The sequence below is a fragment of the Nocardia concava NBRC 100430 genome (genome assembly GCF_000308815.1).
GTDB lineage: Bacteria > Actinomycetota > Actinomycetes > Mycobacteriales > Mycobacteriaceae > Nocardia > Nocardia concava.
In genome coordinates this window covers 44,066-54,428 of sequence record NZ_BAFX01000132.1, presented here as the reverse complement: position 1 = coordinate 54,428, position 10,363 = coordinate 44,066, and the positions used below count along the sequence as shown (strand labels likewise).

At 69.3% G+C, this 10,363-nt stretch carries 14 protein-coding genes; 8 read left to right on the top strand and 6 right to left on the bottom strand.

Annotation, left to right across the window (positions count from 1 at the left end):
* Positions 1–39: 39 nt before the first annotated feature.
* From ON43_RS30780 to ON43_RS30770, 3 genes are all read left to right on the top strand, one after another.
* Positions 40–1,032, top strand: coding sequence for a daunorubicin resistance protein DrrA family ABC transporter ATP-binding protein (locus ON43_RS30780; protein WP_040813166.1), 993 nt, complete (start codon positions 40–42; stop codon positions 1,030–1,032).
* The gene (locus ON43_RS30775; RefSeq protein ID WP_373283503.1) at positions 1,029–1,913 is read left to right on the top strand and encodes an ABC transporter permease; all 885 of its coding nucleotides are present in this window, start codon (positions 1,029–1,031) and stop codon (positions 1,911–1,913) included. Before ON43_RS30780 ends, ON43_RS30775 begins: the two co-directional genes overlap by 4 nt.
* Positions 1,914–2,179: 266 nt before the next feature.
* Complete coding sequence (locus ON43_RS30770) at positions 2,180–2,614, top strand: hypothetical protein (RefSeq protein WP_157514245.1); 435 nt, start codon at positions 2,180–2,182, stop codon at positions 2,612–2,614.
* A 71-nt stretch (positions 2,615–2,685) separates the two neighbouring features.
* Here ON43_RS30770 and ON43_RS30765 read toward each other — a convergent pair whose 3' ends face one another.
* On the bottom strand, positions 2,686–3,021 hold the full coding sequence (locus ON43_RS30765) for an RNA polymerase-binding protein RbpA (protein ID WP_040813164.1): 336 nt from the start codon (positions 3,019–3,021) through the stop codon (positions 2,686–2,688).
* Positions 3,022–3,219: 198 nt separating this feature from the next.
* On the opposite strand from ON43_RS30765, the gene ON43_RS30760 reads away from it, so the two are divergent.
* On the top strand, positions 3,220–3,546 hold the full coding sequence (locus ON43_RS30760; protein WP_040813163.1) for a hypothetical protein: 327 nt from the start codon (positions 3,220–3,222) through the stop codon (positions 3,544–3,546).
* Here ON43_RS30760 and ON43_RS30755 read toward each other — a convergent pair.
* Together ON43_RS30755 and ON43_RS30750 are read right to left on the bottom strand one after the other, a co-directional pair.
* Positions 3,497–4,543: a hypothetical protein gene (locus tag ON43_RS30755; RefSeq protein WP_051179461.1), complete on the bottom strand. Its 1,047-nt coding sequence runs from the start codon at positions 4,541–4,543 to the stop codon at positions 3,497–3,499. The two genes, ON43_RS30760 and ON43_RS30755, sit on opposite strands and share 50 nt — an antisense overlap.
* 218 nt (positions 4,544–4,761) lie before the next feature.
* A complete protein-coding gene (locus ON43_RS30750; protein ID WP_040813162.1) occupies positions 4,762–5,445 on the bottom strand; it encodes a M23 family metallopeptidase in 684 nt (227 codons plus the stop codon).
* 183 nt (positions 5,446–5,628) lie between these two features.
* Between ON43_RS30750 and ON43_RS30745 the strand changes: the two genes are divergently transcribed.
* From ON43_RS30745 to ON43_RS30730, 4 genes are read left to right on the top strand one after another with little or no spacing between them, the layout of a single operon-like run.
* A complete protein-coding gene (locus tag ON43_RS30745) occupies positions 5,629–5,955 on the top strand; it encodes an ArsR/SmtB family transcription factor (RefSeq protein ID WP_040813161.1) in 327 nt (108 codons plus the stop codon).
* A gap of 30 nt (positions 5,956–5,985) precedes the next feature.
* On the top strand, positions 5,986–6,870 hold the full coding sequence (locus ON43_RS30740; protein ID WP_051179460.1) for an EamA family transporter: 885 nt from the start codon (positions 5,986–5,988) through the stop codon (positions 6,868–6,870).
* A 34-nt stretch (positions 6,871–6,904) separates the two neighbouring features.
* The gene (locus ON43_RS30735) at positions 6,905–7,792 is read left to right on the top strand and encodes an alpha/beta fold hydrolase (RefSeq protein WP_040813160.1); all 888 of its coding nucleotides are present in this window, start codon (positions 6,905–6,907) and stop codon (positions 7,790–7,792) included.
* Positions 7,793–7,830: 38 nt separating this feature from the next.
* Positions 7,831–8,562 (top strand): MerR family transcriptional regulator, encoded by a 732-nt coding sequence (locus ON43_RS30730; RefSeq protein WP_040813188.1) that lies wholly within the window; start codon positions 7,831–7,833, stop codon positions 8,560–8,562.
* A gap of 62 nt (positions 8,563–8,624) precedes the next feature.
* Here ON43_RS30730 and ON43_RS30725 read toward each other — a convergent pair whose 3' ends face one another.
* The 3 genes from ON43_RS30725 to ON43_RS30715 form a co-directional block, all read right to left on the bottom strand.
* Complete coding sequence (locus tag ON43_RS30725) at positions 8,625–8,828, bottom strand: cold-shock protein (RefSeq protein WP_040813159.1); 204 nt, start codon at positions 8,826–8,828, stop codon at positions 8,625–8,627.
* A gap of 120 nt (positions 8,829–8,948) precedes the next feature.
* Positions 8,949–9,140 carry a hypothetical protein gene (locus tag ON43_RS30720; RefSeq protein WP_040813158.1) on the bottom strand — a complete coding sequence of 64 codons (192 nt, stop codon included), beginning with the start codon at positions 9,138–9,140 and terminating at the stop codon, positions 8,949–8,951.
* Between the two features lie 190 nt (positions 9,141–9,330).
* Entirely contained in the window at positions 9,331–10,320 is a 990-nt protein-coding gene (locus ON43_RS30715; protein WP_040813157.1) for a glycosyltransferase family 9 protein, read from the bottom strand.
* Positions 10,321–10,363 lie beyond the last annotated feature (43 nt).

Genomic DNA, 10,363 nt, shown 5'->3' with positions numbered 1-10,363 from the left:
AACCACGGAGCGCTCCGCTCATGCCCGAAAGGATCCAGCATGAGTCTCGCGGTGGAAGTTCAAGGGCTGGTGAAGTATTACGGCAAGGTGCGGGTGCTCGACGGCATCGATCTGGAGATTCCGTCGGGCACGGTGATGGGGTTGCTCGGGCCCAATGGCGCGGGCAAGACCACCACGGTCCGCATCGTCACCACCTTGCTACGCCCGACCAAGGGCACCGTGCGGGTCGCGGGTGTGGACGTGCTGAAGAATCCGGCGCGCGCCCGCACCCGGCTGGGCCTGTCCGGGCAGTACGCGGCCATCGACGCCAACCTGTCCGGGTTCGAGAACCTGCGGATGGTGGCGCGGCTGTACGGCATGACCCACAAGCGCGCGGCCGAGCGCGCCGACGAACTGCTCACCGTGCTCGGCCTCGACCACGCGGCCGGGCGCCGGGCCGGCACCTACTCCGGCGGTATGGCGCGGCGCCTGGACCTCGCGGGCGCGCTGGTGTGCAGACCCCCGGTGGTCGTGCTCGACGAGCCGACCACCGGACTGGACCCGCGCGGGCGCCTCGATATGTGGCGCGTCATCGGCGAACTCGTCGACGACGGCACCACCGTGCTGCTCACCACCCAGTACCTCGAGGAGGCCGACCTCCTCGCCGACCGCATCACCGTCATCGACCGCGGCCGGGTCATCGCCCGCGGATCGGCCGACGAACTCAAGACCTCCATCGGCGGCGACAAGCTCACCGTCACCCTCGCCGCCGGACAGGATCCCGCCCCCGCCCGGCGAATACTGGCCCAGGTGGGCATCGGGGAACCCGAAACCGATTCCGGCGCCGACGAACTCACCGTCGTGGTCGGCGACGGCACCCGCACCATGGTCGAGGCGCTGCGCCGCCTCGACGACGCGGGCGTGTGCGTGGTCGACGCCACCGTGCACCGGCCCAGCCTCGACGACGTATTCCTCTCCCTCACCGGCAGATCCGCCGACCGCAAGGCCACCGCCCCCACGCCCGAGCCCGTTCAAGAGGAGATCCTGTCGTGACGACACTCCCCGCCGAGCCCGCCGCACCACCCGCCGCCGCCCCGGCGGACGTGCACGGCCGCCACCGCGCCACCGGACCCGCCATCCTGCTACCCCGGGTGGTGCGCGACAGCGCCATCGTCGCCTACCGCAATCTGCTGACCATCCTGCGCGTGCCCACCCTGCTGGTGACCGCCACCATCCAGCCGCTGATGTTCGTGTTCCTGTTCGCCTACATCTTCGGGGCCTCACTCGGCGGCAGCCAGTATCGGGAGTTCCTGCTCGCCGGAATCTTCACCCAGACAGTGGCTTTCAACGCCGCGTTCACCACCGTCGGGCTGGCCAACGACCTGCACAAGGGCATCATCGACCGGATGCGCACGCTGCCCATGTCGCGGCTGGCGGTGCTCATGGGCCGCACCCTGTCGGACCTGGTGGTCAATATCCTGGCGCTGGCCGTCATGGTCGCCTGCGGCTACGTGGTGGGCTGGCGGATCAACGGCGCGATCATGGACGCCGTGCTGGCGTTCGGGGTCATCCTGCTGTTCGCCTTCGCCATGTCGTGGGTCGGCGCGATCACCGGGCTCATGTCGCCGAGCGTCGAGGTGGCCCAAAGTGCCGGGCTCATCTGGCTTTTCCCGCTCACCTTCATCTCCTCGGCGTTCATCTCCGGCGAGACCCTGCCCGGTCCGCTGCGGACCATCGCCGAATGGAATCCGATCACCGCGGTCTCGGCGGCCGGACGCAAGCTGTTCGACAACGGCTCCCCGCCCATCTTCAAACCCGCCACCGGCTGGCCCGCCGAGCACTGCGTCGAGTACTCGATCTACTGCTCGCTGGCGATCCTCGCCATCGCGGTCCCGGTCGCCCTGCTGCAATACCGGAAGGTTGCGAGCCACTGACCGGTGTGCCCGCGGATTAACAGGATTCGGCTCGCCGGGCGATAACCGATCGACCGGTCGGTGGGCCCCGGTGGCCCGGATGCAGGGGGGATGCCATCAACACATCGAGACGTCTGATCGCGGTCGCGAGTTGTGCGGCCGCGGCCGCGCTGCTGTCCGGATGCGATCAGGGCGCGACGAGCCCGGCGCCGACGAGCACCACCACCGCACCGGCGACCGGGCAGCACGGCACCGGATCGGGCGGCGGTGTGACCATCACATTGAACGTGCCAGGCTCGAACGTGCTCACCCTCGGCGGTGACGCGGTCGGGTTCGACTTCACTCTGAGCAATCCCGTCGCTGCCGCGTCCGCGCAGACGGTGGGCATCGTCGCCTCGATGGGGCACTGCTCGTGCGCGCCGGGCGGTGCGAAGCTGAGCCCCAAAGGCTCGATGGAGTTGTTCGACGCGAGCGGCAACACCTGGAAGCCGGTCACATTCGTGCGCGAGGGGACCGGAATGGACTACCTCACGCAGCCTGTCGTCCCGTCGATCACCCTCGCACCCGGCCAGACCGCGGCCTATCGGATGCAGGTCCGGCTCGCGCAGGACCCGCAGGTGACCTACACCGCCGGGACCTCCGCCATCACCGTGACCCTGGAGCTGCCCGGCACGCTGACCAGTCTCGGCAGCGCGGCGGTCCCGGTCACCGTGCAGCCCTAGCCCGGACGAAAAACAGGTCCCCCGCACCGGATTCGGTGCGGGGGACCCGTTCGGTCGTGTCCGGCTGTGGCTCAGCCGCGGCGACGGTTCTTGATCAGCTCCATGCGCTCCTGGAGCAGCTCCTCGAGCTCCTCCTTGCTGCGACGCTCGAGCAGCATGTCCCAGTGGGTGCGCGGCGGCTTGACCTTCTTGGGCTCCTGCGTGGTGCCCTCGAGCAGGATGCCCTCCTGACCGTTGCGGCACAGCCAGGTCGGCGGGATCTCCGCGTCATCGGCGAAGGGAACGTCGAATTCCTCGCCATTGTCGGTGCGGTATCGCGCCATCCGACGCGGGGCCAAGTCGTGGTCGCGGTCGGTCTCGTAGCTCACCGCTCCGAGCCGAGACCCCCGGAGTACGCGATCTGCCATGAGTGCGGTCCCTTCTCGCCTGTCGGCAATGTTCTACAAAAAATTGTCTTTCGCATCTGCGCTACGTCACTACAACGCAGACGCGCACGCGTGGGTTCCCGTAAGGAGAACCCCGCCATTCTACTCGTCCGCCCGACCGCTGTGCCGCGGCGTGCCCTTACGCCCGGTCGCGGCCCGGAAGCGCTAAGGTTCCGGACCATGTCTCGACGCGTGCTGTCCTGCTGCCAGTGGTGCGGGCGGGAGATCGCCGAATCGGAGATCGGACGCCGCCGGCGGTACTGCCGACAATCCTGTCGCCAGCGGGCGTACGAACATCGAAACAGCGTGAAGGGCACCGGCATTCCCGATGACTCGGTGGTGCTCAGTGCCCAGGAGGTGTCCGATCTGTCGGACCGGTGGTTCGCGGCCCGCTGCGCGGCCGAGGATGTGGCCACGGCCGTCGCGGAGGGCGCCGAAATGCTCGAACTCGCCGATCTCACCGCGACATTGGTCGCGCTGACCCGTGAGGCCGAACGGCTGCGCTGAGCGCGGTGCCGCGGGCACGGGTGCTCAGGGCGTAGACCAGTCCGATGCCCGCGGCGGTGCCGGCGGCGACAAGGCCGAGGGCGGTGAGGGTTTCACCGTCGGGTGCGGTCACCGGCTGCCCGCGCAGCGCCTGCGACAGCAGCAGCGCCACCAGCCCGGTGTAGCCGAGCGCCAGCACCCCGATCAGCCGGGTGCGGGTGGCTTCGGCGCGCAACCAGCCCACGTGCGCAGCCAGGCGCGTCAGCACGATGGCGGCGACGATGAGCAGCTGAATGCCGTGCAGGCCCGCAAAATGGGCGATCCGCATATCGCCGCCCGCAGTGGACCAGTGCGTCACCGGCATGCCCTCGACACCGTCGCGGACCTCGGGCTGGCCGTGCATGAAGGTGTGGCCCGCGCCGAGGGTGACGGGGTGGCCGTAGGCGTCGGTGGTCTGCTGCTTGCCGCTGCCACCCATGGAGTAGGCCAGCGCCATGCCGAACACCGCGATGCCCAAACCCGCGCGGATCGCCAGCGAAGTGGGTCGGTCGGTGACGCGCTGCCACGAAAGGGCCACCGCGATCACCAGATTCGCCAGGAACAAACCCGGCACACCGGTCATGAACACCCATTGGCCGATGGTGTTGACCGCGTCGTGCTGATTGTTGAAGTGGCTGAAGGTGCCGCGCGCGGCCTGCACCACGATGAAACCGACATCCACCACCGCCGTCGCGGCGAACACGGTGCCCATCCACCAGGTCAGCCGCTGCCCACGGTGCGGGAACGCCAGCAGCCAGGCCAGGGTGCCGCAGTAGAGGGTGAAGGCGATGGCGAACTTGAGCGGTTTGAGCCAGACGGATTCACCCAGCAGCATGCGGTCGTCGAATGCCATGGCGCACAAGGAGAACACGGCCAGCGCGGTCATGGCGGCGGTGGTGACGAGCAGCGGCCGGTGCAGGGGACGGTCGGGGGCGGGCAAGGTGAGCGACGCGAGCCTGGGGCGATCGAGCGTGGTCATGACGCTGACGCTAGGAGCGGGAATCCGCATGCCACGTCCCCCGACGGTGGGGTCGGCGCGTAGTACCCCGGTATGAGAACAGCCTCGGCGGTATGAGCCGAGGCTGTGTCTTTCAACCGCGAACGCGATTGGCGCGCAAGCCGTTCCGTGCACCCCTCATCGGTGCCCGGAACGGGCGGCGCGAGTCTGTGATCTTGGAAGAGAAGCTTGCGGGGTTCTCAGTCGACGGGCATACCGACATCGATGCCGCGGCCGGCGAGCCAGGGCAGCGGGTCGATGGGCGCGCCCTCACCGGCGTGCACCTCGTAGTGCAGGTGCGGTCCGGTGGAGTAGCCGCGGTTGCCGACGGTCGCGAGGACGTCGCCGGCGCGCAGCTGCTGGCCGACCTGGACCAGGATGTCCTGCATGTGGCCGTAGACGCCGATGGTGCCGTCGTCCTGCAGCACGCGCACCCACAGGCCGAAGCCCGAGGCCGGGCCCGCCTCGATGACGGTGCCGTCGGTGACCGAGCGGATCGGGGAACCGAAGGCACCCGCGAAATCGATCCCGGCGTGCATCGCACCCCAGCGCATGCCGAATCCGGAGCTGAGCGGGCCGTCGGAGGGCCGGATGGTCTTTGGGCGGTTCTGCTCGGCGTGCAGGCCGTTGAGGAAGTCCAGCACCTGCTGGGGCACCACCTGCGGCATCTGCGCCTCGGGCGGGGTGAAGGCGGTGAACGGGGCGTCGCTCTCGGTGGCGTTCGCGACGGGGTTGCCCGCGAGGGAGACGGCGTCGTGCGGGTCGGCGGCGGCCAGAGCGGCCAGCGAGGCACCGACGAGTGCGGTGACGGCCATCGTGCGGGTGGCGGCCGTTCGGTACCGGCCGGCTCCGCGCAGTCGAGATAACGGAACGGTTACGGGCATGCATCGAACGTACGAGGTCTCAGTTGCCGTTCAGAAATGGAGTAGTGACCGTCACATTGGTACAAAAGCCCAGGAATCAGGTCACGGTGCGATAACGACACGCGGGTAATTCTTGGGTGACGTTGGCCGAAGCGGGTTGCCCGTGTGTTGACCCCATGATCGTCCTGCGGGCAATCTATTTAAGTGGTCACTAACGGAGTTCGGGTGTTGAGTGCGCTCGCCGACGACACCCGGCGCGCTGTCTTCGAATCCCTGCCGCAGGGTCCGAAGTCGGTCGGGGAGATCGCGACGGCCCTCGGCGTCAGCAGTTCGGCTATCTCGCAGCATCTGAAGGTGCTGCGCGAGGCCCGGCTGGTGATGATGCGGCCCGCGGGAAACAAGCGCCTCTATTCTCTGGATCCGCGCGGGCTGGCCGATGCCCGCGACTATCTCGAACAGTTCTGGCCCAGTGCGTTGGCCGCCTACTCCGCGGCCTTGTCGTCCGCCCGGGAGGAACAGCCACCGGCCTGAGGCGTCGGTGGGCCGAGATACGGTGTCGGCGTGGGTACGTCGGTCGTAGTCGAGGATGAGCGCCGGGCCGGTCTGCCCGGTTGGTCGGTGCCGTTGGTGTTCATCGCGGGTGGTGTCTCGCAATATGTGGGCGCGGCGATCGGCGTCTATCTCTTCGGCACGGTGGAACCGGCGACGGTGGCGTGGCTGCGCGCGGCGGCGGCGGGAATCGCCCTGGTGTTGTGGCGGCGGCCCTGGCGGGGGAGTTGGACGCGGCGCACGGTGCTGGTGGCGACCGGGTTCGGTGCGGTCACCCTGGGCATGAATATCGTCTTCTACGAGGCGATCGCGCGCATCCCGCTGGGGACGGCGGTGGCCATCGAATTCCTCGGCCCGGTCGCGGTGGCCACGCTCGGTTCGCGGCGCGCCCGCGACTTCGCGGCCGTGGCCCTGGTTGTCGTGGGCGTATACCTGCTGGCCGGTGTCTCCTCCGACGCGCAAGGACTCGGTGTCGGTTTCGCGTTGCTGGCGGCGGCGCTGTGGGCGGGCTACATCCTGGTGGGCAAGCGCGTGGCCGATGCGGGTGCGGGCCTGGACGCGCTCGCGGTCGGGATGGCCGCGGCCGCCGCGCTGCTGGCCCCGATCCTGGTGACCAGCCAATTGGTGCTGGACGCAACCGTTTTCGCCGATCCGCGCACCTGGCTGCTGGGTGTCGGGGTGGGCGTGCTGTCCAGCGCGGTCCCTTACGGCCTCGACCAGGTGGTGCTGCGCACGGTCGGCCGCGCCCGCTTCGCCCTGCTCTTGGCGCTGCTCCCGGCGACCGCAGCCGTCATCGGCGCCATCGCCCTGGCCCAGCGCCCCTCGGTCGCCGAGCTGGGCGGCATCGCGCTGGTGATGACCGCGCTGATCCTCAGTGCGACACAACGGAATACTTGACCCTGACGCTACGTCAGGGTTGCAGGCTTGCCGCATGAGCAATGACAGCACCGCCCCGGCCCGCCTGACGCCGCCGATCGGCGGATTCCAGATGATCGACGACCGCCGCGTGTTCGTGAACCGCGCGGGCCGCGGCGGCCCGGCCGTGGTGTTCCTGCCCGGAGCGAGCGCGGTCGGCCTGGACTATTACGGTGTGCAGCAAGGCGTTTCGCAGTTCACCACCGCCGTGCTCTACGACCGCGGCGGCACCGGCTACAGCGACCCGATGGCACTGCCGCGCACCGCCACCGAGGTCGCCACCGAACTGCGCGCGCTGTTGGATGCCGAGAACATCCCCGCCCCTTACGTTCTCGCGGCGCACTCGCTGGGCGGGCTGTACGCGCACCGCTTCACGCAACTGTTCCCCGCCGACGTGGCGGGATTGGTGTGGCTCGACGGCCTGCACCGCGACTGGGACGAGTTCGTGCCGCCGCGGGCAAGCCTGGCCGCGACCGAACACATGGGACCCGACCCCGAGGAGCTCGCGCGCATGCGCCCGGCCCTGCACGACATCCACGCCGAGCTGCTCGCCACCTATCCGCCCCACCTGCGCGAGGCCCTGCTCGAGGCGAAGCTGACCGAGGAGTGGCTGCGCACCGGTGTGGCCGAACGCCGCACCCTGATCCCGCTGGCCGCCGAACTGCGCACCGGACCTGCCATCCCGGATGTCCCGGTGATCGCGCTGACCGTGACCGGCGACGACCCGGACCATCGCGAGCTGCACGAGGCGAAGACGAGAATGGATGCGGCTCTGGCGGATTCGGTGTCACACGGCGAACAGCGCGTGCTGACCGACACCTTCCACCACCGCCTGTGCTTCGACCGCCCCGATGCCGTGGTCGCGGCGATCCGCGACGTCGTCGACCGCGCGGCCCGCCCATAGACTGGCAGCGACCCAGTCGAATGATCGAAGGTGAATCGGTGCTCACGATCGGCCAGCTCGCGGCGACCGCCGGGGTGAGCGTGCGCACCGTCCGCCACTACCACCAGATCGGCCTGCTGCCCGAGCCCGAGCGCGACGCCTCGGGCTACCGCCGCTATCGCGCGCAGGCGGCGGTGGACCTGATCCGCATCCGCACCCTCGCCGACGCCGGTGTCCCGCTCGCTCGCATCGACGCACTGCTGCACGCCCAACCGCCCGAATTCGAGGCCGCCCTCACCGATCTCGACGCCGAACTCCAGCGCAGGATCGACCAGCTTGCCGAATACCGGGCGCGGATCGCCGAATTGGCTGGTGGTGAAAGTCTCGTGCTGCCGCCCGCGGTGGTCGCGATCCTGACCCGGATGCGCGCAATGGGCATCGGTGAGCAGCGGGTGCGGCTCGAACGCGATTCGTGGATCCTGCTGCGGGCCCTGGATCCGGATTCGATGCCGGAGCGAATCCGGGAAAAGAACACCGAACTCGACGACCCCGAAACCCTGCGCCTCATGCTCGCGTCGGACCGGGCAGTCGACTGGGACCCGGACGACCCGCGCCTGGAACGGCTCATCGACGAACTGGACGCCTGGGAAATCGCGCACGCGCGCCAGGCGCGCCCCGGAACCAGGCGATTGGTCGCGGCCCGGATTTCGGAGGCCTCTCCGGCCTGGCAGCGCATCCTCGACGCGCTGGCGCATCGCGCCGAACGCCGGGCACGCGACGCGGCGTCCTGAAAAACTGCCCTGAAACGCACGAAACCCGCGCCACAGGGCGCGGGTTTGATGCTGTCTGCGACTTAGATGGCGCGGACGTTCTGGGCCTGCGGGCCCTTCTGGCCCTGCCCGATCTCGAACTCGACGCGCTGGCCCTCATCGAGGGACTTGAAGCCGGAGCCTGCGATCTCGGAGTAATGGACGAAAACGTCCGGACCGCCGCCGTCCTGGGCGATGAATCCGAAGCCCTTTTCGCCGTTAAACCACTTCACACTGCCTTGCGACATACTTTGTCTTAACTCCTTGTTGTGAGCCGAGCGATCACATCAATGACTCGTGCTCGCCCAACATCCTGTCACACTTCGATGCGTAAGTGGAATCAGGGCTGGATTTCGCGGCGCGTCGCCTTACTTCAATTCGGAAAGATCCAGGCCGAGCATGGCCAGCAGCGCACTGCATTCCTCGGCGTCACGGGCATGAACGGCGACCGTTTTGGCGGCGAGCGCGTTGCGCTCGAGGTGGGCGGCCTTCTCGGCGGCGCGGACGTCGGCGAAGGCGACCGGCGGGTAGTCGACGGGGTTGCTGCGGGCGGCGGTCATGGCGGCTCCTTGCGGGTAGCCCCGACCGAACGCCTGATGCCTGCGATCGAGGGCCGATACCCGACCCGCCCGCCTTCGCGGCGGGGCCGTGGGTCGTGTCCGGCTGTGGCTGACGTTACCCCCTCGCCCCCGAGGGCATGACCGGGTCCCGTAAGCCGGGGTTTCGCCCCGCATGCTTGCGGGGCGAAGCTCAGCCGACGCGGCGGTAGGCCTGCTGGGCGCGGCGGTCGAGGTTGGTGCCGGGCCAGGGGCGTTTGCGTAATTGCTTGTCGACGGCGTTGATGACTTCGGGCACACCGATTTTCAGCAGTCCGGCGTCGATGCCGTCGGCGTCCGGGTCGCCGGTCTGTCCGGCCCACAGCACGGCGTGGCGGCCGAGCAGGTGCGGGGGCGGGCCGCTGCGGCTGGGCGGGTTGGGGCCGAACAGCAGCACGGTGCGGGTGCCGAAGGCGGTGGCCAGGTGCGCGACCCCGGTGTCGCCGCAGATGACGAGATCGGACTCGGCGACGGTGGCGGCCAGTTCGATGAGATTCTGCTGACCCGCGAGGACTCGCGCCGGTGAGAGTCCCGCGCGGGCGGCGACGCCGAGCGCGGACTCGCGATCGGGTTCGTCACCGGTCAGCACGACTTCGCGCCCCTGGACGAGCAGATGACGGACGACGGCCGCGAACCGGTCGGGGGGCCAGCGGCGGGCGGGTGCGCCCGCGCCGAGGTGCACGACCACCGCGTTGCGGTGGCTGGTGACGGCCACCGGCGGCACCAGGCCCAGATTGCGGCGGTCGGCGGCGATGCCGTCGAATTCGAGCAGATGACACCACCGGTCCACATCGTGCATCTCGGGCTGCCAGTCGGGGCCGGGCAGGTCCGGGAAGGCCGGGTTGCGGTAGGTGAGGATGCGTTCGGGCCGGGTGCGGGCCAGTTCGACGATGCCCTCGGTGCCCGCGCCGTGCAGGTTGACCGCGAGCGCGGGTTGTTCGCCGTCCCAGCGTAATCCGACGGGATCGCTGACGGGCACCATCTCATCGACGCAGGCGATGAGGTCGACGATCGGTTTCAGGCGGTGGGGTGCGGCGAGCGCGATGTGGTCGTCGGGCCGGGCCCGGCGCAGCGCGCGCAACGCGGGGACAGCGGTGAGGAGATCACCGAGCCCGCGTGCTCGCAGCACGAGTACAACCGCCACCGTATTCTCCTAGCTGGCCACGCTGCCCACGACGCGAGACTCT

Excerpts from the sequence above, each read along its gene's own strand:
- ON43_RS30780 (WP_040813166.1), top strand. The coding sequence starts at position 40 with ATGAGTCTCGCGGTGGAAGTTCAAGGGCTGGTGAAGTATTACGGCAAG.
- ON43_RS30765 (WP_040813164.1), bottom strand. The coding sequence starts at position 3,021 with ATGGCAGATCGCGTACTCCGGGGGTCTCGGCTCGGAGCGGTGAGCTAC.
- ON43_RS30760 (WP_040813163.1), top strand. The coding sequence starts at position 3,220 with ATGTCTCGACGCGTGCTGTCCTGCTGCCAGTGGTGCGGGCGGGAGATC.
- ON43_RS30755 (WP_051179461.1), bottom strand. The coding sequence starts at position 4,543 with ATGACCACGCTCGATCGCCCCAGGCTCGCGTCGCTCACCTTGCCCGCC.
- ON43_RS30750 (WP_040813162.1), bottom strand. The coding sequence starts at position 5,445 with ATGCCCGTAACCGTTCCGTTATCTCGACTGCGCGGAGCCGGCCGGTAC.
- ON43_RS30735 (WP_040813160.1), top strand. The coding sequence starts at position 6,905 with ATGAGCAATGACAGCACCGCCCCGGCCCGCCTGACGCCGCCGATCGGC.
- ON43_RS30725 (WP_040813159.1), bottom strand. The coding sequence starts at position 8,828 with ATGTCGCAAGGCAGTGTGAAGTGGTTTAACGGCGAAAAGGGCTTCGGA.
- ON43_RS30720 (WP_040813158.1), bottom strand. The coding sequence starts at position 9,140 with ATGACCGCCGCCCGCAGCAACCCCGTCGACTACCCGCCGGTCGCCTTC.